Below are 20803 nucleotides of genomic sequence, written 5' to 3'. Positions count from 1 at the left end.
AATATGCGCCAGCGCTTTATAGTGGCCGACCTCCGTTTCATCAAGTAGCGAAGCCCCACATGTCCGAACCACGCAAGATCCTCGTCACCAGCGCCCTGCCCTACGCCAACGGTTCGATTCACCTTGGCCATATGCTGGAATACATCCAGACCGATATGTGGGTGCGCTTCCAGAAGCATCGCGGCAATCAATGCATCTATGTCTGCGCCGACGACGCCCATGGTTCGGCGATCATGCTGCGTGCGGAAAAGGAAGGCATCACTCCGGAACAACTGATCGCCAACGTGCAGGCTGAACACAGCGCCGACTTTGCCGAGTTCCTGGTCGACTTCGACAACTTCCACTCCACTCACGCCGAAGAAAACCGTGAGCTGTCGAGCCAGATCTACCTGAAGCTGCGTGACGCCGGGCATATTGCCCAGCGCTCGATCACCCAGTATTTCGACCCGGAAAAGAAAATGTTCCTGGCCGACCGCTTCATCAAGGGCACCTGCCCGAAATGCGGCACTGAAGACCAGTACGGCGACAACTGCGAAAAATGCGGTGCGACCTACGCCCCGACCGATCTGAAGGATCCGAAGTCGGCGATCTCCGGTGCCACGCCGGTACTCAAGGATTCCCAGCACTTCTTCTTCAAGCTCCCGGACTTCCAGCAGATGCTGCAGACCTGGACTCGCAGCGGCACCCTGCAGGACGCCGTGGCCAACAAGATCGCCGAGTGGCTGGACGCCGGCCTGCAGCAGTGGGACATCTCCCGCGATGCGCCGTACTTCGGTTTCGAGATCCCGGACGAGCCGGGCAAGTATTTCTACGTGTGGCTGGACGCGCCGATCGGCTACATGGCCAGTTTCAAGAACCTCTGCAACCGCACGCCGGAGCTGGACTTCGACGCGTTCTGGGGCAAGGACTCCACCGCCGAGCTGTACCACTTCATCGGCAAGGACATCGTCAACTTCCACGCGCTGTTCTGGCCCGCCATGCTCGAAGGCGCCGGTTTCCGCAAGCCGACCGGGATCAACGTGCACGGCTACCTGACCGTCAACGGCCAGAAGATGTCCAAGTCCCGCGGCACCTTCATCAAGGCCCGTACTTACCTGGATCACCTGTCGCCGGAATACCTGCGCTACTACTACGCGGCCAAGCTGGGCCGTGGCGTCGATGACCTCGACCTGAACCTCGAAGACTTCGTGCAGAAGGTCAACTCCGACCTGGTCGGCAAAGTGGTCAACATCGCCAGCCGCTGCGCCGGTTTCATCCAGAAGGGCAACGGCGGCCTGCTGGTCGACAACAACGCTGCGCCAGAGCTGACCGAAGCGTTCCTCGCTGCCGCGCCAAGCATTGCCGACGCCTATGAAGCCCGCGATTTCGCCCGCGCCATGCGTGAAACCATGGCCCTGGCCGACCGCGCCAACGCCTGGATCGCCGACAAGGCGCCATGGTCGTTGAACAAGCAGGAAGGCAAGCAGGATGAAGTCCAGGCGATCTGCGCCACCGGCATCAACCTGTTCCGCCAACTGGTGATCTTCCTCAAGCCAGTGCTGCCGTTGCTGGCCGCCGACGCCGAGGCCTTCCTCAACGTCGCCCCGCTGACCTGGAACGACCACACCACGCTGCTGGCCAACCACCAGTTGAACGAATTCAAACCGTTGATGACCCGCATCGACCCGGTAAAAGTGCAAGCCATGACCGACGCCTCGAAAGAAGACCTGACCGCCAGCCAGACCGATACCGGCGCCGCCGCGCCTGCGGGCAATGGCGAACTGGCCAAGGATCCGCTGTCGCCGGAAATCGACTTCGATACCTTCGCCGCCGTCGACCTGCGCGTCGCCCTGATCGTCAAGGCCGAACACGTGGAAGGTGCGGACAAGCTGCTGCGCCTGACTCTGGATATCGGTGACGAGCAGCGCAACGTGTTCTCCGGGATCAAGAGCGCTTACCCGGATCCGTCGAAACTCGACGGTCGCCTGACCATGATGATCGCCAACCTCAAGCCACGGAAAATGAAGTTCGGCATCTCCGAAGGCATGGTGATGGCAGCCGGCCCTGGCGGTGAAGAAATCTACCTGCTGAGCCCGGACAGCGGTGCCAAGCCGGGTCAACGCATCAAGTAAGACCCAGCGGTAAAACGATCCCACAGGCATGTTCTGCAGGCCTGTGGGATTTTTCATATCTGGCCCACCCTTCGCGGGTGCCGGATAATGCCTAACCTTGAGTGACACCCGCCCGTTTCTGCCGGCAGAACCATGACCGAACTTGCGCTTACGCTGATCAGTGCCGCCCTGCTCAACAACTTCGTGTTGCACTGGCCGCTGGGCGTCGATCCGCTGCTGGCCGGCAGTCGGCGCCAGGTGCATGCGTTGGGGTTGGCGACGGCGTGCCTGATGCTGAGCGTTGGCATCATCGGTTACCTGATCTGGCACTGGCTGCTGGTGCCGCTGCAATTGCAGGCATTGCAGCTGTTTGTGTTCTTGCCGCTCAGTGTGCTGCTGATCGCGCCGCTGCTGAAGCTGCTGGCTCGCGGGCTGCCTGACTGGCCGTTCGAAGGGCTATGGCCACTGTTGCTGGGCAATGCCGGCGTGCTCGGGCTGGCCTTGATCAATGCGCAAAATGATCGCGGCCTGCTGCAGGCAACGGCGCTGAGCATTGGCGCCGGGCTGGGTTTCTGGCTGGTGCTGAGCCTGTTCAGCGACTTGCGCGAACGCACTGCGGACAACGACATTCCTCTGCCCTTTCGCGGCTTGCCGATCGATCTGATCGGCGCCGGACTGATTGCAGTGATTTTTCTCGGATTCAGTGGACTGATCAAAACATGAGTCTGATTCAACTCATCGATGCCCTCCTGCCGCAGACCCAGTGCGGCAAATGCGGCCACCCCGGGTGCAAACCCTATGCGCAAGGCATCGTCGATGGCGAACCGATCAACAAGTGCCCGCCGGGGGGCGACGAAACCATTACCGCCCTGGCTGAACTGTTGAAGGTGCCGGTGCTGGAACTGGACATCAGCCGTGGCACGGCGCCGCCGCAAGTGGCCTACATCCGCGAAGCCGAGTGCATCGGCTGCACCAAGTGCATTCAGGCCTGCCCGATCGACGCCATCGTCGGCGCGGCGAAACTGATGCACACCGTGCTGATCGACGAATGCACCGGTTGCGACCTGTGCGTGGCGCCGTGCCCGGTGGATTGCATCGAGATGCATCCGCTGCCGCTCGGCACCTTGCCGGTGGTCGGTGGCCTGGCGTCCAGCCTTGAAGAACAGCGCGCGCGCACGGCCAAACGCGATCATGCACGCCAGCGTTTTGAACGCCGCAACGCCCGCCTGGAGCGCGAAGAACAGCAGAAACAGGCTGAGCGCGAAGCCCGGGCACGGCGCGCAACGCAACCGGCGGTGGCCACCCTCGACCCGGTGCAAGCCGCTCTGGAGCGGGTGCGCGCGCAGAAAGCCGCGACCGCCGACGCGGCGCTGAAAAAAGCCAAGATCGACGTCGCCATGAGCCGCGCGCAATTGCACAAATCGCTGAAAGCCTTCGGCCATCCACCGACCTTCGAACAGCAATCGCAACTGATCGTGTTGCAACAGCAGTTCGAAGCCGCCGAACAGGCGCTGGCGAAACTCGAAAGCAGCGCCACCGCTGCTCCAGCCGCTGCGGCCCCGGCTCCAGCGAAGGACGCGGATCTGAAGCGGGCGAAAATCCAGTTGGCCATGCGTCGCGCCGAATTGAAAAAGGCTCAGACCGCCGAAGCGCCAGCGGAGCAGATCGCCACCCTGGAACAGGCACTGCATGACGCCGAGCAGGCCCTTCACGCTGCCGAAGCGGCAAGCGAACAGCCTGCGCCTGATCTGGTGCGCGTAGAAAAGCGCCCGATCGACAGCCAGCTTCGCCAGTTGAAAACCGAACTGGCCTACGCCCGCGCCGACCTGAACAAACTCGAACGCCGCGCCGACACGCCGAGCGAAGCCCTCGACAAAGCCCGCGCCCGCCTGCAGGCGGCCGAGCGTCAGGTGCAAGATCATGTCGCCCCGTGAGGCACCGGATGATCGCCTGCAACAGGCGATGAAGCGGGTGTTGCTGGCCACGCTGCCGGGGCTGCTGGCACTGTTCTGGTTTTACGGCTGGGGGGTGTTGATCAATCTGATCCTGGCGGCGAGCAGCGCACTGCTGGTCGAGGCCGGTGTCACCCGCCTGCGCCGACAACCTTTGCAACCAACGCTCAGCGATGGCAGCGCACTGGTCAGCGCAACATTGCTGGCCGCCGCCCTGCCACCCTATTGCCCGTGGTGGCTGACCGTTACGGCGATAGCTTCGGGCCTGCTGTTCGGCAAGCATTTATACGGTGGCATCGGCAAGAATCCGTTCAACCCGGCCATGCTCGGTTTCGCCCTGGCGATGCTGCTGTTCCCGCAGCCGATGACCCACTGGCCGGCGCATGGCATGAATCTGCAGGCCGCTTTTGCGCAAGTCTTGAATCTGGGCCAGGCGCCGGACGCCTGGGTGCAGGCCACCGCGCTGGACAGTCTGCGCATCAACAAAAGCCTGACCCTGGATGAGCTGTTCGCGGCCAACCCGGCGTTCGGCCGCTTCGGTGGGCGCGGTGCGGAGTGGATCAATCTGGCGTTTCTCGCTGGCGGGCTGTGGCTGTTGCAGCGCCGGGTGATTACCTGGCAAGCGCCGGTCGGCATGCTGGCCAGCCTGTTTGTCGTCAGCCTGCTCTGCTGGAACGGCTCGGGTTCCGATTCCCACGGCTCACCGCTGTTTCATCTGCTGAGCGGCGCGACCATGCTCGGTGCGTTTTTCATCATTACCGAACCGGTGTCCGGCGCCAAAAGTCCGCTGGCCCGGCTGCTGTTCGGCGTGGGTGTCGGCTTGCTGACCTACCTGATCCGCACCTGGGGCGGCTACCCGGACGGTGTCGCGTTTGCCGTGTTGCTGATGAATCTCGGTGTACCGGCCCTGGAGCGTTTTGCCGCTGCCCGCCAGACGCAGGTGCAATCATGAACCGCGCGGCTACTGTCGTGACCCTTGTGCTGCTGGCCGGCGCCGGTCTCGGTTTGACCTATGTCGTGCAGCGCGCCAGTGCGCCGCAGATTACCAGCGAGCAACGCCTGCTCGACAGCCGCAAATTGCTGGATGTGCTCGCGGCCGATGCCTACGACAATCAGCCGCTGGAGCAGCCGCTGGCGCTGACTGATACAACGTTGAGCCACAGCACGCTGCTGGCAGGTTACCGCGCAAGCAAATCCGGTCAGCCAGTGGCAGTGTTGTTGCGCACCCAGACCGAGGGCTACGCCGGAGTTATCGAACTGCTGATCGCCATCGATGCCAACGGCAGACTGCTGGGAGTAAAAACCCTGCGGCAAAACGAAACACCGGCGCTCGGCGGACTCATCGGCGACTGGCCGAACCAGTGGCTGGCGACGTTTACCGGCAAGTCGCGCAACGCACCTGACGACGCTGGCTGGGCACTGAAAAAGGATCAGGGACAGTTCGATCAACTGGCGGGCGCCACCATCACATCCCGCGCCACTCTCAATGCCATCCATGACGCTCTGCGCTACTTTGACGAGCACCGGGCAATCTTGCTGGGGACCGGATCATGAACCGGCCGACGAATCTGACGAACACTTTGACGCTGATGCTGCTGCTTGGCACCAGCGCGACACTGGCTGGCGCACTGGGCATGTTGTTGATGTCGAGTGCCGTTGTGGGGATTTACAGCGTGTGCATCGCCCCACTGCGCTTGCGGTTATCTGGCAACAGCCTGTTGCTGGCCAGTCTGCTGCTGGCCGCCACTCTGACCAGTTGTGCCAATATCCTCGCGCAGCGCTGGGCGTTGCAGTGGCAACAGTCACTCGGGATCTATGGCGGGTTGATCGCCTTGCAATGCGTGGTGCTGGAATACAATGGATTCTTTCGTCAGGCGCTTGCCCAGCGCCTGAAGTTTTTTGGCCTGTCGAGCGCGCTGCTACTGGCGCTGGCCGTACTGCGTGAACTGTTCGGTCAGGGGCACATCGGTCGTGTTCTGTCCGAGCACTGGCAAGGACTGGTTCTGTTCAGCGACGGGCTGCACCTGCTCACCCTGGTTCCCGGCGCCTTCATCCTGCTCGGACTCCTGCTCGCTGCCCGCCAGGCCTGGACCCGCTCGAACGCTCTCTCCAAGGAAACACATCATCCATGAATGCCGCAAAACGTCTGGAAATCTTCCGCAGACTTCATGAAGACAACCCCGAGCCGAAGACCGAGCTGGCCTATTCCTCGCCGTTCGAGTTGTTGATCGCGGTAATCCTCTCGGCGCAATCTACCGACGTTGGCGTCAACAAGGCCACGGCCAAACTGTTTCCGGTGGCCAATACCCCTGCGGCGATCCAGGCGCTGGGCGTCGAAGGGCTGTCCGAATACATCAAGACCATCGGCCTCTATAACAGCAAAGCGAAAAACGTGATCGAGACCTGCCGCATGCTGGTCGAACTGCACAATGGCGAAGTCCCGCAGACGCGCGAAGAACTGGAAGCGCTGCCCGGCGTTGGCCGCAAAACGGCCAACGTAGTGCTCAATACCGCTTTTCGTCAGTTGACCATGGCGGTCGACACGCACATTTTTCGCGTGAGCAACCGCACCGGCATTGCCCCGGGCAAAAATGTGGTCGAGGTGGAAAAGAAGTTGATGAAGTTTGTGCCGAAAGATTACCTGCTCGACTCTCACCACTGGCTGATTCTGCATGGTCGCTATGTGTGTCTGGCGCGCAAGCCACGCTGTGGCAGCTGCCGGATCGAAGATTTGTGCGAGTACAAACACAAAACCTCGGACGATTGACTGGCTATTGGAATAATTGATTCGTCGATTGAAAAAATCTTTTTTACCCGCAGCAGGAATATCGATATAAGGAGCGCCAAAGGCAGTCTTAGCCTGGAGTTCACCTTATGACTGACACCAAAGAACAACTGGATGTAGATGACGATTTCACAGCTGTGGAAACCGACGACGCCGAACCTGTCGTCGAGGTCGCCAAGACCAATCTGAGCAAACGTCGCACCATCGATAACCTGCTTGAGGAGCGCCGACTGCAAAAGCAATTGGCCGATTACGATTTTGATCTCTGATACTTGAAAGCCTCCCGAACCGGAGGCTTTTTACTTTCCGGGAATCCGACACCGAGCGGTCCATGATCCGTCAGCAAACAGGACCATCAGACCAGCCCGTTGCGTTGCGCCAGCTCAATCAGGTCCACCAGCGACCGAGCATTGAGCTTCAATAACAAACGGGTCTTGTAAGTGCTGACCGTCTTGTTGCTGAGAAACATGCCGTCAGCGATTTCCTTGTTGGTCTTGCCCCGCGCCAATTGCTGCAACACCATCATTTCCCGCCCGGAAAGGCGGTCTACCATATCGGCCTCACTGGCATTACCGAGGCTGGTTCGCACGGTATGCAGGGCCTGGTTTGGAAAATAGCTGTATCCGGACAGTACGGCCTTGATCGCACTGAGCAACTCTGTCAGATCCTGTTGTTTACAGACATACCCCGCCGCCCCCGACTGCATGCAGCGCATCGAAAAATGCCCGGGTGCCTGAGAGGTCAACACCAGAACTTTCAATGGCATCGGTGTCGAGTTCAGACGGGCAATAACTTCCAGACCATCGAGCTTCGGTATTCCAATATCCAGAATAACGATATCCGGCATTTGTTCACGCGCAAGTTGCAATGCATCCACACCATTATCTGTTTCGGCAATAACTTCGTAGCCATGACGTTCCATCAGCATACGCACAGCAAGACGAATGACGGGGTGATCATCCACGATCAGCACTTTATTCATGGGCAGGTCCAGTTTCGCTGTTCGAATTTTTAGAACCCGCACAATAGCCTAGTCACTTCCGACATGGCACAAGAGAGTTCCGTCACACTCACAGCCAAAGACATTCCCTACATCAAAAAAAGACTATTCCTACAAAAAACCGCCACTGGTGATATTGGCAAGCCCCGGCCGTTTCTCTGACCACGCCTTGGACGTGAAAAATACTACGCACTGCAACCCAAGCCGGCTCATTGATCCAGAGCCTCTCGCGCAAGAAGAGACTGCGAAAATTGCTGTTGTCGCATGACAGCGCACTGCTGAGGCCGGACAGCCTCAGGCTGACAATCGATTGTAAAAACAACAGCAAGAACGCCACTACACACTTTAAACAATCAACGTCTGAAACAAGATACTTCTACCCAACGAATTTTATTTAATATAAAAAAGAGCATCAGACGCAAAACTTCACCCACATGAAATCATTCAATAAACACATTGGAAAAACACACTTAATGAGCAAACACCATGATAAAAATCAGAAAAAAAATCACCAACCCCATGACGGTAATTGCAATATTTGCATTTATTTCCGAATCGTCGGCGGCCATCTCCCTGCCTTTTCTAGATAACGATGAAAGAGAAGTCTATATCTGGTTCCTGATCAGCTTCCCGTTTTACTTGCTGTTGCTGTTTTTTTTAACGCTGAACTTCAACTACCGTTCATTGTATGCGCCCTCGGACTTCGACAAGGACGACAGTTTTCTAAAAGTCTTTGATGAGTTGAAGCAGACGGAGAATATCCCCTGTTCGTCCCCGGCACGCGGAGCACCAGGCGGTCAGGAGTGGACGCTACCTGAACGCGGCATTGACCAGCGGCCACTCCACCCGTGCGGCGCTGACGAATCCTGCCCGGAACGAGCGTGGATTGAGCACACCATCCAACTGCCCAAATCCATGGGCACGTTGCGCGCCATCGATGTACGTCCGCTGAACAGCACACAGGCGTTCAATGCGCTGGCCGAACACTTTCCTCAGCTTGGCAAGCAATCAGCCAAGGCAGTGGTATTTTTGACCGACTCAGCGTCTGACGCTCTGCTCAAGCAAATTACTCTCAGCCTTGTCAAACAAGCGAAAAAAAACGGAGGCGCCAAACTTTTCGTTGCTTATAACGTGAGCACGCAAAGTACTACGGTGCTGAGGGGGGAATGAGACACAGAGTAGATGCCTGAAGTGGACATTCAAGAAAATGCTGGAATTGACCGTAACAACATATGTTGCGGGTTAACGTCAGACAACCACAAAAAAAAATGGCGGCTTTGTCACTGGGACAAGCCGCCACTTCTTTACAGGCCCGCGACGCTTAGAACAGCTTGCGGCCTTTGTTGGCAGCAATGCGCATGCGCAGCGCGTTGAGCTTGATGAAGCCCGCCGCGTCAGCCTGGTTGTAAGCGCCGCCGTCTTCTTCGAAGGTCGCGATATTGGCGTCGAACAGCGAATCGTCGGACTTGCGACCGGTCACGATCACGTTGCCTTTGTACAGCTTCAGGCGAACCACGCCGTTCACGTTGACTTGGGAAGCGTCGATCATCTGTTGCAGCATCAGACGCTCCGGGCTCCACCAGTAGCCGGTGTAGATCAGGCTGGCGTATTTCGGCATCAGCTCGTCTTTGAGGTGAGCGACTTCGCGGTCGAGGGTGATCGATTCGATGGCGCGGTGAGCGCGCAGCATGATGGTGCCGCCCGGGGTTTCGTAGCAGCCACGGGACTTCATGCCCACGTAACGGTTTTCAACGATGTCCAGACGACCGATACCGTGTTGACCACCGATCTTGTTCAGCGTTGCCAATACGGTGGCCGGAGTCATTTCGACGCCGTCCAGGGCAACGATGTCGCCGTTGCGGTAGGTCAGTTCCAGGTATTGCGGAGTGTCAGGAGCGTTCTCCGGGGAGACGGTCCAGCGCCACATGTCTTCTTCGTGCTCGGTCCAGGTGTCTTCCAGCACGCCGCCTTCATAGGAGATGTGCAGCAGGTTGGCGTCCATCGAGTACGGAGATTTCTTCTTGCCGTGACGCTCGATCGGGATCGCGTGCTTCTCGGCGTAGTCCATCAGCTTCTCGCGGGACAGCAGGTCCCACTCACGCCATGGAGCAATGACTTTCACGCCTGGCTTGAGCGCGTAGGCACCCAGTTCGAAACGCACCTGGTCGTTGCCCTTGCCGGTAGCGCCATGGGAAATGGCGTCGGCGCCGGTTTCGTTGGCGATTTCGATCAGACGTTTGGCAATCAGCGGACGTGCGATGGAGGTACCCAGCAGGTACTCGCCTTCGTAAACGGTGTTGGCGCGGAACATCGGGAACACGAAGTCACGCACGAATTCTTCGCGCAGGTCGTCGATGTAGATTTCTTTGACGCCCATGGCCTGAGCCTTGGCGCGAGCCGGCTCGACCTCTTCGCCCTGACCCAGGTCAGCAGTGAAGGTCACCACTTCACAGTTATAAGTATCCTGCAGCCACTTGAGGATCACCGAAGTGTCCAGGCCGCCGGAATACGCCAGAACGACCTTGTTTACGTCCGCCATGCCATCACTCCACGGGGTTCTACGGAAAGCCGAGGAGTCTACCGCTCAAATACGATAATTTACAGAGGCGCGACAGCTTAAGACGACAAAGCGACAGAATCTGTCGAGAGCGCGACGATGACCGGCGGGTCAGGAAGTCGCCGCGGCGTTGGCAGGCGCGCTGGCTTGCGGTGCTGGCGCAGTGGTCGGCGCGACTCGCGCGAGCTTCACGCTGACCCGACGATTCTTCGCCCGGTTGGCCGCATTGTTGTTCGGCACCAGCGGGTATTGCTCGCCGTGGAAACGCACGGTGATCTGCGATTCCGCGATGCCGTTGGCCTTGAAGAAATCGACCACCGCCAACGCGCGACGGCGCGACAGCTCTCGGTTGGTAAGACGGTTGCCGCTGTTGTCCGAGTGGCCGTCGAGCTCGATGTGATTGACCGACGGATCGGCCTTCATGTACTCGAGCATCACTTGCAGCTTGGCCCGAGCGGCGGCGTCGAGGTCGGTACCTTCCCCCGGGAAACCGATCTGCGATTGTTTGATCTGGTCGAAATTCTGCGGCAGCAATTTCGCCACACACGTCTGGTAATCGTTGAAGGCCTTGCTGAACTTGACGGGCAGCAGGCGCACTTCCGAAACCCGGCCATCGCCGGACGCACGTCGCACCACCGGGCTGCGACCGTCCAGCAAACCGCTGATCAGCCCGCCGGCCTGGGATTGCGAACTGTTGAACAGCACGTTACCGGTGCCGATCCTGACGCTGCCCAGGTAGATGTCGTTGCGCCCCGGTTGCCATGGCGCGGCCGCCGCAAGCAACGTCGCTGAACCGCCGCCGAGCATGGCGTTATAGGCATTGAGGCGGAATATCGCCTGTTCGCCGGCCTTGCGCACGAACTGGCCCGAGCCGAAATCGGTGATCGGCTGGGTCAGGCGGCACTCGAACTTGTCGCCCTCGACCGTCCACTCAATGTTCTCCAGACGCGTCTGGTAGGTGAGCGCCATCGCGGGGAGGCTGGCAAACACACTGAGCAAGGCTAAATATCGCTGGCGCACGGGAGGCTCCATTGGCTTCTGTAACACAAAGACCGATTCACACTATGTTTACGGCATACCTACGGGATATCGGAAGGTTCCGGCAAAACTTGATAGCGAGTGCCTGCAAGAGTCTTTTCCGGTAGCATTCCCCTCAGTTTGACCCGCCTGGAATCCCCTCATGTCCGACCGCCTGACCCTGCTGCGTCCCGACGACTGGCACATTCATCTTCGCGATGGTGCCGTGTTGACCAATACCGTTGCCGATGTAGCGCGCACCTTTGGCCGCGCCATCATCATGCCCAACCTGGTACCACCGGTGCGCAACGCCGCTGAAGCCGACGGCTATCGCCAGCGGATTCTCGCTGCCCGCCCGGCCGGCAGTCGTTTCGAACCGCTGATGGTGCTGTACCTCACCGACCGCACCCAGCCCGAAGAAATTCGTCAGGCCAAGGCCAGCGGTTTCGTGCACGCCGCCAAATTGTACCCGGCCGGCGCCACTACCAACTCCGATTCCGGGGTGACCAGCATCGACAAGATCTTCCCGGCGCTGGAAGCCATGGCCGAAGTCGGCATGCCGCTGCTGATCCACGGCGAAGTCACCCGTGGCGATGTCGATGTCTTCGACCGCGAAAAGATTTTCATCGATGAGCACATGCGCCGTGTCGTCGAGCGTTTCCCGACGCTCAAAGTGGTGTTCGAACACATCACCACCGGTGACGCCGTGCAGTTCGTCAACGAGGCTTCGGCCAACGTCGGCGCGACCATCACCGCGCATCACCTGCTGTACAACCGCAACCACATGTTGGTGGGCGGGATTCGGCCGCACTTCTATTGCCTGCCGATCCTCAAGCGTAATACCCATCAGGAAGCCCTGCTCGACGCCGCCACCAGCGGCAGCGCGAAGTTCTTCCTCGGTACCGACTCGGCGCCGCACGCCCAGCACGCCAAGGAAGCCGCCTGCGGCTGCGCCGGCTGCTACACCGCGTACGCCGCCATCGAGCTGTATGCCGAAGCCTTCGAACAGCGCAACGCGCTGGACAAGCTTGAAGCGTTCGCCAGCCTCAACGGCCCACGCTTCTACGGTCTGCCGGCCAACACCGATCGCATCACCCTGGTTCGCGAAGAATGGACCGCCCCGACCAGCCTGCCGTTTGGCGAGCTGACCGTTATCCCGCTGCGCGCCGGTGAAAAACTGCGCTGGCGCCTGCTGGAGGAACACGCGTGAGTGAAGACCATTTCGACGACGAACTGGACGGTCAAGGTGGCGGCGGCGGTTCCCGTCACCCAATGGCAGCACGTTTTCGCGGTTACCTGCCGGTTGTCGTCGACGTAGAGACCGGTGGCTTCAATTCGGCCACCGATGCTCTGCTGGAGATTGCCGCGACCACCATCGCCATGGATGAAAAGGGTTTCGTCTACCCGGATCACACCTACTTCTTCCGCGTCGAGCCGTTCGAAGGCGCCAACATCGAAGCGGCGGCGCTGGAGTTCACCGGGATCAAGCTCGATCACCCGCTGCGCATGGCGGTCAGCGAAGAAACTGCGCTGACCGACATCTTCCGTGGCGTGCGCAAGGCGCTGAAGGCCAATGGCTGCAAGCGCGCGATTCTGGTCGGCCATAACAGCAGCTTCGACCTTGGCTTCCTGAATGCTGCGGTTGCGCGTCTGGACATGAAGCGCAACCCGTTTCACCCGTTCTCCAGCTTCGATACCGCGACGCTGGCCGGTCTGGCTTACGGTCAAACCGTACTGGCCAAGGCCTGTCAGGCAGCCGACATCGACTTCGACGGCCGTGAAGCGCATTCGGCGCGTTACGACACCGAGAAGACCGCCGAGCTGTTCTGCGGCATCGTCAACCGCTGGAAACAGATGGGCGGCTGGGAAGACTTCGACGACTGATCCTCGTCGGAAAAATCCCGTGCATGAAAAAACCGGCCACGTGGGCCGGTTTTTTTGTACCTCGACGTTGTGCCTTACAGGGCAGCAGCGTTCTCGGTCAGGTAAGCCGCAACGCCTTCTGGCGAAGCGTTCATGCCTTTGTCGCCTTTTTTCCAGTTGGCAGGGCAGACTTCGCCGTGCTCTTCGTGGAATTGCAGAGCGTCGACCAGACGGATCAGCTCTTCCATGTTACGGCCCAGCGGCAGGTCGTTGATGATCTGCGAGCGGACAACGCCCTTGTCGTCGATCAGGAACGCGCCACGGAAAGCCACGCCGCCTTCGGACTCAACGTCGTAGGCCTTGGCGATGTCGTGCTTCATGTCGGCAGCCATGGTGTATTTCACCTGGCCGATGCCGCCATTGTTGACCGGGGTGTTGCGCCAGGCGTTGTGGGTGAAGTGCGAGTCGATCGACACAGCGATCACTTCTACGTTGCGTGCCTTGAAGTCAGCCATGCGGTTGTCCAGAGCGATCAGCTCGGACGGGCAGACGAAGGTGAAGTCCAGTGGGTAGAAGAACACCAGGCCGTATTTGCCTTTGATGGCCGAGGACAGGGTGAAGCTGTCAACGATCTCGCCATTGCCGAGTACGGCCGGGACGGTGAAGTCAGGGGCTTGTTTGCCTACGAGTACGCTCATGGATATCTCCTGGTGAATAACTTTGAAGTTCAGGGTCCGGGCCAGCCTGCCACCCTCAGGCGACAGCCCTGTGACACGAACCCTCTTCGCAAGGGCCGACCATCATACACTGCGTTTTTCGCCTGTCCTTAACGGTTTTTTGCTCAACGCGGATAACCGTGCCGCATTTTCGCGGCCAGGCAAATCGCCATTAAGCACCGTTCGTCAGTCATCGCTGATTCGTTCATAAAGCGTTCAGAAAGCACTTTGACAATCATTCTCGTTAACATTAAGATCCATCGCAATTGAGTCACAACCAGCGACGGTTCTCACTTATGTATGTTTGTCTCTGCACTGGCGTCACCGACGGACAGATCCGCGAAGCGATCTATGAAGGTTGCTGCAGCTATAAAGAAGTCCGCCAGGCCACCGGCGTCGCCAGCCAATGCGGCAAATGTGCCTGCCTGGCCAAGGAAGTGGTCCGCGAAACCCTGACCAAACTGCAAACCGCCCAGGCCGCGATCCCGTATCCGGTAGAATTTACAGCGGCGTAATTACCCCAATTTCGAAGAACCGGACTTATGTCCGGTTTTTTTATGCCCGTAAATCAACTGGTTAGGCGCTAGACGCGGAACACAAACATTCTTATTCAGATTTAATTTCATTTATTATTCAATAACTTAGGTTTGACACTTATAAGTACCAAGCTCAAACTCCGCCTTATATACAGCTATTACAGGGCAGGACTCCCATCATGAAAGGCGACATTACAGTCATCCAGCATCTCAACAAGATCCTTGCCAATGAGCTGGTCGCGATCAATCAGTACTTCCTGCATGCGCGCATGTATGAAGATTGGGGCCTGAACAAGCTGGGCAAGCACGAGTACCACGAATCCATCGATGAGATGAAACACGCGGACAAGCTGATCAAGCGCATCCTGTTCCTTGAAGGTCTGCCGAACGTGCAGGATCTGGGCAAGCTGCACATTGGCGAGCACACCCGGGAAATGCTCGAGTGCGATCTGCGTATCGAGAAGACCGGCCACGCCGATCTGAAAGCCGCCATCGCCCATTGCGAATCGGTTGGCGACTTCGGCAGCCGTGAACTGCTCGAAGACATTCTCGAGTCCGAAGAAGAACATATCGACTGGCTGGAAACCCAACTGGGCCTGATCGATAAAGTCGGTCTTGAGAACTATCTGCAATCGCAGATGGGCGAAGAGTAAGTTAGCGCCCGCTGAACTCGCGACACTAAAAAGCCCCGCCCTCTTTCGAGGTGCGGGGCTTTTTATTGGCAAATCCCGGATCAGATGCAGATCCCTGTGGGAGCGGGCTTGCTCGCGAATGCGGTGTATCAGTCAATTACTATTTTTCTGATACACCGCATTCGCGAGCAAGCCCGCTCCCACAAAGCCGGATCAGGCTTCGGACTTGGCCGCAGCAGCCTTGGCCGATGCTTCCTTGACCAGAGTCTGCAGCTCACCGTTGGCGAACATTTCAGCCATGATGTCGCTGCCGCCGACCAGTTCACCGCCAACCCACAGTTGCGGGAAAGTCGGCCAGTTGGCGTACTTTGGCAGGTTGGCGCGGATTTCCGGGTTCTGCAGGATGTCGACGTAGGCGAACTTCTCGCCACAGCCCATAACGGCCTGCGCAGCTTTCGCGGAGAAGCCACACTGCGGGGCATTCGGCGAGCCTTTCATGTAAAGCAGAATGGTGTTGTTGGCAATCTGCTCTTTAATCGTTTCGATGATATCCATGGAGCACCTCGGCTGAACTTTCCGACTCATGGGTCGGCACGGTGGCGCATTGTAACGGAATCCCGAGCGCCCTGCTCGGTCTCCCCGACAGACATGCTCAAGCCGCCACCACCGTCACCGGCACGCCGTTGAGCGCCGCGTTGCCCGACAACTCGTCGAGCTGGCATTCATCGGTCAGGTCGTTGGCGCTCGACCCCGGCTGACCGCTGGCAATCGCCATCTGCACCCCCGGACGCGCGTGACCCCAGCCATGCGGCAGGCTGACCACGCCTTTCATCATGTCCAGGCTGCCGAGCACTTCCACTTCGATCTGCCCGACCCGCGAACTGACGCGCACCAACTGCCCGTCGTCGAGCCCGCGACTGGCCAGATCATCCGGGTGCATCAGCAGTTGATGACGCGGCTTACCCTTCACCAGACGATGGTAATTGTGCATCCATGAATTATTGCTGCGCACATGGCGCCGGCCGATCATCAGCAGCTCATCCGCCGCCGGCGCCTGCAAGGCGGCAAAGCGTGCGAGATCGGCGAGGATCTCCGGTGGCGCAGCCTGCACCCGTTGATTCAGGGTTTTCAGGCGGGCCGCCAGATTAGGTTTGAGCGCGCCCAGATCGACGCCGTGCGGATGATCGAACAGCGTCGCCAGCGACAGCTTGTGCGCCGAAGCATCGCCATACAGCCCCATGCGCAGGCCCATATCGATCATCTTCGCCGGCGGCATCGTCGGTTTCAGCTCCTTGCCGGTCTTCTCGGCAAACGCCTTGGCCAGGCCAACGAAGATCTCCCAGTCGTGTAAAGCACCCTCGGGCTTGGCGAGAATCGCCCGATTGAAGCGAGTGACGTTGCGCACCGCGAACAGGTTGAACGTGGTGTCGTAGTGATCGTTTTCCAGCGCCGAAGTCGACGGCAGGATCAGGTCGGCATAACGCGTGGTTTCGTTGATGTACAGGTCGATGCTGAGCATGAACTCCAGACCATCGAGCGCCTGCTCCAGTTGCCGGCCATTCGGCGTCGACAACACCGGATTGCCGGCGACGGTGATCAGTGCGCGAATCTGCCCTTCGCCTTCGGTGAGCATTTCTTCGGCCAGCGCCGACACTGGCAACTCGCCGCCGTACTCAGGCCGCCCGGACACCCGGCTCTGCCACTTGTTGAAATGCCCACCCGAGGTCGACGCCACCAGATCCACCGCCGGCTCGGTGCACAGCGCGCCGCCGACCCGGTCGAGGTTGCCGGTGACCAGATTGATCAACTGCACCACCCAGTGGCACAAGGTGCCGAACGCCTGAGTCGAAACGCCCATGCGCCCGTAGCACACCGCGCTCGGCGCCGCGGCGAAATCCCGCGCCAGTTGGCGGATCTGCTCGGCCGGCACCGCACACAGCGGGCTCATGGCTTCGGCAGTGAACGTTGCGATGGCTGCACGCACTTCATCGAGGCCATCGACGGGCAAGTGACTGTCGCGGGTCAGGCCTTCTTCGAACAAGGTATTGAGCACGCCGAACAGCAACGCCGCGTCGCCACCGGGACGCACGAACAAGTGCTGATCGGCGATGGCCGCCGTTTCGCTGCGCCGGGGATCGACCACCACCACTTTGCCACCGCGCGCCTGAATCGCCTTCAGGCGTTTCTCGACATCCGGCACGGTCATGATGCTGCCGTTGGATGCCAGCGGGTTACCGCCAAGGATCAGCATGAAATCGGTGTGATCGATGTCCGGGATCGGCAGCAGCAAGCCGTGGCCGTACATCAGGTAACTGCTCAGGTGATGCGGCAACTGGTCGACCGAGGTCGCGGAGAAGCGATTGCGCGTTTTCAGCAGGCCGAGAAAGTAGTTGCTGTGGGTCATCAGCCCGTAGTTGTGCACGCTCGGATTGCCTTGATAGACCGCCACTGCGTTCTGGCCGTGACGCTCCTGAATTGCCGCCAGACGCTCGGCCACCAGCGCAAAGGCCTCGTCCCACTCGATCGGCAGCCATTCGCTGCCGACCCGGCGCATCGGCTGACGCAGGCGATCCGGATCGTTCTGGATGTCTTGCAGGGCCACAGCCTTGGGACAGATGTGCCCGCGACTGAAGGTGTCGAGGGCATCGCCCTTGATCGAGGTGATTGCGACGTTGCCATCGGTTTCGGTGGTCTCGATGGTCAGGCCGCAAATGGCTTCGCACAGGTGGCAGGCACGGTGATGGAGAGTCTTGGTCATGGCCAGTCTCTGTCTTGTTCTGGGCAGGCAACGGGCGTGCCTGCGGGAACAAAACTATGGCCCGTGTGCGGAAGCGACGCCAGCGACGTTCGTCTTGTGAATCGACGGCTATCAGGCGAGCCGATAGCTCGTCAGGCTCAGTTGGACGGCAACTGCGGCGGCGCCTGCAACTGGATTTCCTGAATGGTTTCGATCTGCTCGTGGGCGACGTGCACGCCGGTGAGTTCGCCGATCAGTCGCCAGTGCTCGTCGAGCCCTGCGCTGATAGTCGCCATGCGATCGATCATCTGGCGACTGGCAGCCTTGACCACATCATCTTCGCTGCGCAGCAGTTCGAAGGACATTGACGTCACCGAGGCGGTGAGATGGGTCAGTGAGCGAGCCGTGTGGCCCAGCAATTCCATTAACAATTGTTCTTTCGATTCCATGCGGAGGCTTCCTGCGTCGCTCGAAAGGTAGTTATAACCCAGCACTTTGCATTAGCAAATGTTTCAACCAGCCATCCGACCAAGCGAAGCCGTGGCCGGGCAGTCGCAAACCGACCCGACCTGCCCCATCCCCGCCACAGCGGATTGCCAAGCCCCGCGGCGCCAGTGTACAAATGAGTCCGTTACACGCCTTAACCCGGCTTCTACTGCGCGACTGCAACACTCTGTCGCCGCTGCAAATTCCGCAAAAACCGTAGCCTATTGGCGTAACGCGACATTTAGTGTCAATATCGCGCCTTCCCCTATTTCGTCGCCCCGTGCGGCTTACGCCGCAGGTCTCGCCCGTTGTTCCGTTAAACAAGGCTTTGAGCATCTGCGGTTTGTAGCAAAAAGGTAGTCAATGATGAGCGCAAGGCACTTTCTCTCCCTGATGGATTGCACGCCCGAAGAGCTGGTCAGCGTGATCCGTCGAGGCGTTGAGCTCAAGGACCTGCGTAACCGCGGCGTACTGTTCGAGCCTCTAAAAAACCGCGTCCTGGGGATGATCTTCGAGAAGTCCTCGACCCGTACCCGGATCTCCTTCGAGGCCGGCATGATCCAGCTCGGTGGCCAGGCAATCTTCCTGTCGCCGCGCGACACCCAGTTGGGCCGTGGCGAGCCGATCGGCGACTGCGCCATCGTCATGTCGAGCATGCTCGATGCGGTGATGATCCGTACCTTTGCCCACAGCACCCTGACCGAATTCGCTGCCAACTCGCGCGTGCCGGTGATCAACGGCCTGTCCGATGACCTGCACCCGTGCCAGTTGCTGGCCGACATGCAGACCTTCCTTGAGCACCGCGGCTCGATCCAGGGCAAGACTGTGGCCTGGATCGGCGACGGCAACAACATGTGCAACAGCTATATAGAAGCGGCGATCCAGTTCGACTTCCAGTTGCGCATCGCCTGCCCGGAAGGCTACGAGCCAAATCCTGAGTTCGTCGCCCGCGCCGGCGATCGTGTGACCATCGTCCGCGATCCGCAGGACGCCGTGCGCGGTGCGCATCTGGTGAGCACCGACGTCTGGACTTCGATGGGTCAGGAAGAGGAAACTGCCAAGCGCCTGAAGCTGTTCGCACCGTTCCAGGTGACCCGCGCCCTGCTCGATCTGGCGGCCGAAGATGTGCTGTTCATGCACTGCCTGCCAGCGCACCGCGGTGAAGAAATCAGCCTCGACCTGCTTGATGACCCGCGCTCCGTCGCCTGGGATCAGGCAGAAAACCGTCTCCACGCACAGAAGGCCCTGCTCGAGTTCCTCGTCGAACCGGCATATCACCACGCATGAGCCATGAATTACTGCTGAACCTGCGCAACCTCGCTTGCGGCTATCAAGATCAACGCGTGGTGCAGAACCTCAATCTGCACCTCAACGCCGGAGACATCGGTTGCCTGCTCGGCTCGTCCGGCTGCGGCAAGACCACCACCCTGCGCGCGATTGCCGGTTTTGAACCGGTGCACGAAGGTGAAATCACCCTGGGAGGTGAAACCATCTCCAGCGCCGGTTTCACTCTGGCACCAGAGAAACGCCGGATCGGCATGGTGTTTCAGGATTACGCGCTGTTCCCGCACCTGAGTGTTGCAGACAACATCGCCTTCGGTATCCGCAAGCACCCGAACAAGGAGCGCGTCACCGAAGAGCTGCTGGAACTGGTCAATCTGAAGAACCTCGGCAAGCGCTTCCCGCACGAGTTGTCCGGCGGCCAGCAACAGCGTGTCGCCCTCGCCCGCGCTTTGGCACCGGAGCCGCAATTGCTGCTGCTCGACGAGCCGTTCTCCAACCTCGACGGCGAGTTGCGCCGCAAGCTCAGCCACGAAGTGCGGGACATCCTCAAGGCCCGTGGCACCAGTGCGATTCTGGTGACCCACGATCAGGAAGAAGCCTTCGCCGTGAGTGATCACGTTGGCGTGTTCAAGGAAGGCCGGCTGGAGCAGTGGGACACGCCCTACAACCTCTACCACGAGCCGGCGACGCCGTTTGTCGCCAGCTTCATCGGTCAGGGTTATTTCATTCGCGGCCAGCTCGGCAGCCCGGAGTCGGTGCAGACTGAACTTGGCGAACTGCGCGGCAACCGGGCCTACACCTGGCCGGTGGGCGGTGCGGTGGATGTGTTGCTGCGTCCGGATGACATTGTTTATGCGCCGGACAGTGCGTTGAAAGCGCGGATCGTCGGCAAGACGTTCCTTGGCGCCTCGACCCTGTATCGCCTGCAACTGCCGACCGGCGCGCAGCTGGAATCGATCTTCCCGAGTCATGCCGACCATCAGGTCGGTGCGGATGTGGGGATTCGGGTTGCCGCCGAACACCTCGTCCTGTTCCAGGCCAGCGGCAGTACCGCGGCACAAATCCCGGCGGCGGAAAACGGCGTTCGCCGCTACAGCGCTGCACTCTGATCCGCCCCGGATCAAAACTGTGGGAGCGGGCTTGCTCGC

22 protein-coding genes are annotated in these 20803 nt (G+C 59.6%); 15 read left to right on the top strand and 7 right to left on the bottom strand.

Annotated elements, in window-relative coordinates:
- The first annotated feature begins 59 nt into the window (after positions 1 to 59).
- From metG to NTD85_RS12000, 8 genes are all read left to right on the top strand, one after another.
- Complete coding sequence (gene metG, locus NTD85_RS12035; protein WP_003227696.1) at positions 60 to 2111, top strand: methionine--tRNA ligase; 2052 nt, start codon at positions 60 to 62, stop codon at positions 2109 to 2111.
- A gap of 132 nt (positions 2112 to 2243) precedes the next feature.
- Positions 2244 to 2813 carry an electron transport complex protein RnfA gene (locus tag NTD85_RS12030; protein ID WP_262142251.1) on the top strand — a complete coding sequence of 190 codons (570 nt, stop codon included), beginning with the start codon at positions 2244 to 2246 and terminating at the stop codon, positions 2811 to 2813.
- The gene (rsxB, locus tag NTD85_RS12025; protein ID WP_262142250.1) at positions 2810 to 4024 is read left to right on the top strand and encodes an electron transport complex subunit RsxB; all 1215 of its coding nucleotides are present in this window, start codon (positions 2810 to 2812) and stop codon (positions 4022 to 4024) included. Before NTD85_RS12030 ends, rsxB begins: the two co-directional genes overlap by 4 nt.
- Positions 4011 to 4994 carry an RnfABCDGE type electron transport complex subunit D gene (locus NTD85_RS12020; protein ID WP_262142249.1) on the top strand — a complete coding sequence of 328 codons (984 nt, stop codon included), beginning with the start codon at positions 4011 to 4013 and terminating at the stop codon, positions 4992 to 4994. The genes rsxB and NTD85_RS12020 overlap by 14 nt, the downstream gene beginning before the upstream one ends.
- Positions 4991 to 5596 (top strand): RnfABCDGE type electron transport complex subunit G, encoded by a 606-nt coding sequence (locus NTD85_RS12015; RefSeq protein ID WP_262142248.1) that lies wholly within the window; start codon positions 4991 to 4993, stop codon positions 5594 to 5596. The genes NTD85_RS12020 and NTD85_RS12015 overlap by 4 nt, the downstream gene beginning before the upstream one ends.
- A complete protein-coding gene (locus tag NTD85_RS12010; protein WP_262142247.1) occupies positions 5593 to 6174 on the top strand; it encodes an Rnf-Nqr domain containing protein in 582 nt (193 codons plus the stop codon). The genes NTD85_RS12015 and NTD85_RS12010 overlap by 4 nt, the downstream gene beginning before the upstream one ends.
- A complete protein-coding gene (nth, locus tag NTD85_RS12005; protein WP_262142246.1) occupies positions 6171 to 6809 on the top strand; it encodes an endonuclease III in 639 nt (212 codons plus the stop codon). Before NTD85_RS12010 ends, nth begins: the two co-directional genes overlap by 4 nt.
- A 107-nt stretch (positions 6810 to 6916) precedes the next feature.
- Complete coding sequence (locus NTD85_RS12000; protein WP_103484886.1) at positions 6917 to 7096, top strand: PA3496 family putative envelope integrity protein; 180 nt, start codon at positions 6917 to 6919, stop codon at positions 7094 to 7096.
- Between the two features lie 86 nt (positions 7097 to 7182).
- Here the strand turns inward: NTD85_RS12000 and NTD85_RS11995 are convergent, their stop codons facing one another.
- Positions 7183 to 7809, bottom strand: a complete 627-nt coding sequence (locus NTD85_RS11995; RefSeq protein ID WP_003227711.1) for a response regulator transcription factor — start codon at positions 7807 to 7809, stop codon at positions 7183 to 7185.
- A gap of 504 nt (positions 7810 to 8313) precedes the next feature.
- On the opposite strand from NTD85_RS11995, the gene NTD85_RS11990 reads away from it, so the two are divergent.
- Positions 8314 to 8997 carry a hypothetical protein gene (locus tag NTD85_RS11990; RefSeq protein ID WP_003227712.1) on the top strand — a complete coding sequence of 228 codons (684 nt, stop codon included), beginning with the start codon at positions 8314 to 8316 and terminating at the stop codon, positions 8995 to 8997.
- A 151-nt stretch (positions 8998 to 9148) separates the two neighbouring features.
- Here NTD85_RS11990 and NTD85_RS11985 read toward each other — a convergent pair whose 3' ends face one another.
- Both NTD85_RS11985 and NTD85_RS11980 read right to left on the bottom strand, forming a co-directional pair.
- Positions 9149 to 10366, bottom strand: a complete 1218-nt coding sequence (locus NTD85_RS11985; RefSeq protein WP_201136701.1) for an argininosuccinate synthase — start codon at positions 10364 to 10366, stop codon at positions 9149 to 9151.
- 129 nt (positions 10367 to 10495) lie between these two features.
- The gene (locus NTD85_RS11980; RefSeq protein WP_103520382.1) at positions 10496 to 11404 is read right to left on the bottom strand and encodes a flagellar protein MotY; all 909 of its coding nucleotides are present in this window, start codon (positions 11402 to 11404) and stop codon (positions 10496 to 10498) included.
- A 160-nt stretch (positions 11405 to 11564) separates the two neighbouring features.
- Between NTD85_RS11980 and pyrC the strand changes: the two genes are divergently transcribed.
- Positions 11565 to 12611, top strand: coding sequence for a dihydroorotase (gene pyrC, locus NTD85_RS11975; protein WP_103484888.1), 1047 nt, complete (start codon positions 11565 to 11567; stop codon positions 12609 to 12611).
- Positions 12608 to 13285 carry a ribonuclease T gene (rnt, locus tag NTD85_RS11970; RefSeq protein ID WP_003227721.1) on the top strand — a complete coding sequence of 226 codons (678 nt, stop codon included), beginning with the start codon at positions 12608 to 12610 and terminating at the stop codon, positions 13283 to 13285. Before pyrC ends, rnt begins: the two co-directional genes overlap by 4 nt.
- A gap of 74 nt (positions 13286 to 13359) precedes the next feature.
- On the opposite strand, the gene NTD85_RS11965 is transcribed toward rnt, so the two are convergent.
- On the bottom strand, positions 13360 to 13962 hold the full coding sequence (locus NTD85_RS11965) for a peroxiredoxin (RefSeq protein WP_003227723.1): 603 nt from the start codon (positions 13960 to 13962) through the stop codon (positions 13360 to 13362).
- Positions 13963 to 14276: 314 nt separating this feature from the next.
- Between NTD85_RS11965 and NTD85_RS11960 the strand changes: the two genes are divergently transcribed.
- On the top strand, positions 14277 to 14495 hold the full coding sequence (locus NTD85_RS11960) for a bacterioferritin-associated ferredoxin (RefSeq protein ID WP_003227725.1): 219 nt from the start codon (positions 14277 to 14279) through the stop codon (positions 14493 to 14495).
- A 200-nt stretch (positions 14496 to 14695) separates the two neighbouring features.
- Positions 14696 to 15169, top strand: coding sequence for a bacterioferritin (gene bfr, locus NTD85_RS11955; RefSeq protein WP_007963971.1), 474 nt, complete (start codon positions 14696 to 14698; stop codon positions 15167 to 15169).
- Between the two features lie 192 nt (positions 15170 to 15361).
- Here bfr and grxD read toward each other — a convergent pair whose 3' ends face one another.
- The 3 genes from grxD to NTD85_RS11940 all read right to left on the bottom strand — a co-directional run bounded on the left by grxD (position 15362) and on the right by NTD85_RS11940 (position 18334).
- Entirely contained in the window at positions 15362 to 15703 is a 342-nt protein-coding gene (gene grxD / locus NTD85_RS11950; protein ID WP_003227729.1) for a Grx4 family monothiol glutaredoxin, read from the bottom strand.
- Between the two features lie 97 nt (positions 15704 to 15800).
- Complete coding sequence (locus tag NTD85_RS11945) at positions 15801 to 17906, bottom strand: molybdopterin oxidoreductase family protein (RefSeq protein ID WP_262142245.1); 2106 nt, start codon at positions 17904 to 17906, stop codon at positions 15801 to 15803.
- A gap of 137 nt (positions 17907 to 18043) precedes the next feature.
- A complete protein-coding gene (locus NTD85_RS11940) occupies positions 18044 to 18334 on the bottom strand; it encodes a hypothetical protein (protein WP_003227733.1) in 291 nt (96 codons plus the stop codon).
- Positions 18335 to 18737: 403 nt separating this feature from the next.
- Here NTD85_RS11940 and argF point away from each other — a divergent pair, with 403 nt between their 5' ends.
- On the top strand, positions 18738 to 19658 hold the full coding sequence (gene argF / locus NTD85_RS11935; protein ID WP_045122614.1) for an ornithine carbamoyltransferase: 921 nt from the start codon (positions 18738 to 18740) through the stop codon (positions 19656 to 19658).
- Positions 19655 to 20764 carry an ABC transporter ATP-binding protein gene (locus NTD85_RS11930; protein ID WP_262142244.1) on the top strand — a complete coding sequence of 370 codons (1110 nt, stop codon included), beginning with the start codon at positions 19655 to 19657 and terminating at the stop codon, positions 20762 to 20764. Before argF ends, NTD85_RS11930 begins: the two co-directional genes overlap by 4 nt.
- The last annotated feature ends 39 nt before the right edge of the window (positions 20765 to 20803 follow it).

The organism is Pseudomonas sp. 13B_3.2_Bac1 (assembly GCF_025466205.1).
Taxonomy (GTDB): Bacteria; Pseudomonadota; Gammaproteobacteria; order Pseudomonadales; family Pseudomonadaceae; genus Aquipseudomonas; species Aquipseudomonas fluorescens_H.
This window is presented reverse-complemented; position numbering and strand designations above follow the sequence as displayed.

Coding starts and splice junctions, on each gene's coding strand:
- argF (WP_045122614.1), top strand. CDS start 18,738: ATGAGCGCAAGGCACTTTCTCTCCCTGATGGATTGCACGCCCGAAGAG.
- NTD85_RS11960 (WP_003227725.1), top strand. CDS start 14,277: ATGTATGTTTGTCTCTGCACTGGCGTCACCGACGGACAGATCCGCGAA.
- NTD85_RS11945 (WP_262142245.1), bottom strand. CDS start 17,906: ATGACCAAGACTCTCCATCACCGTGCCTGCCACCTGTGCGAAGCCATT.
- grxD (WP_003227729.1), bottom strand. CDS start 15,703: ATGGATATCATCGAAACGATTAAAGAGCAGATTGCCAACAACACCATT.
- metG (WP_003227696.1), top strand. CDS start 60: ATGTCCGAACCACGCAAGATCCTCGTCACCAGCGCCCTGCCCTACGCC.
- NTD85_RS11930 (WP_262142244.1), top strand. CDS start 19,655: ATGAGCCATGAATTACTGCTGAACCTGCGCAACCTCGCTTGCGGCTAT.
- nth (WP_262142246.1), top strand. CDS start 6,171: ATGAATGCCGCAAAACGTCTGGAAATCTTCCGCAGACTTCATGAAGAC.
- NTD85_RS12000 (WP_103484886.1), top strand. CDS start 6,917: ATGACTGACACCAAAGAACAACTGGATGTAGATGACGATTTCACAGCT.
- pyrC (WP_103484888.1), top strand. CDS start 11,565: ATGTCCGACCGCCTGACCCTGCTGCGTCCCGACGACTGGCACATTCAT.
- NTD85_RS12015 (WP_262142248.1), top strand. CDS start 4,991: ATGAACCGCGCGGCTACTGTCGTGACCCTTGTGCTGCTGGCCGGCGCC.
- NTD85_RS12010 (WP_262142247.1), top strand. CDS start 5,593: ATGAACCGGCCGACGAATCTGACGAACACTTTGACGCTGATGCTGCTG.
- NTD85_RS11995 (WP_003227711.1), bottom strand. CDS start 7,809: ATGAATAAAGTGCTGATCGTGGATGATCACCCCGTCATTCGTCTTGCT.
- NTD85_RS11940 (WP_003227733.1), bottom strand. CDS start 18,334: ATGGAATCGAAAGAACAATTGTTAATGGAATTGCTGGGCCACACGGCT.
- NTD85_RS12030 (WP_262142251.1), top strand. CDS start 2,244: ATGACCGAACTTGCGCTTACGCTGATCAGTGCCGCCCTGCTCAACAAC.
- NTD85_RS11965 (WP_003227723.1), bottom strand. CDS start 13,962: ATGAGCGTACTCGTAGGCAAACAAGCCCCTGACTTCACCGTCCCGGCC.
- rsxB (WP_262142250.1), top strand. CDS start 2,810: ATGAGTCTGATTCAACTCATCGATGCCCTCCTGCCGCAGACCCAGTGC.
- NTD85_RS12020 (WP_262142249.1), top strand. CDS start 4,011: ATGTCGCCCCGTGAGGCACCGGATGATCGCCTGCAACAGGCGATGAAG.
- NTD85_RS11985 (WP_201136701.1), bottom strand. CDS start 10,366: ATGGCGGACGTAAACAAGGTCGTTCTGGCGTATTCCGGCGGCCTGGAC.
- bfr (WP_007963971.1), top strand. CDS start 14,696: ATGAAAGGCGACATTACAGTCATCCAGCATCTCAACAAGATCCTTGCC.
- NTD85_RS11990 (WP_003227712.1), top strand. CDS start 8,314: ATGATAAAAATCAGAAAAAAAATCACCAACCCCATGACGGTAATTGCA.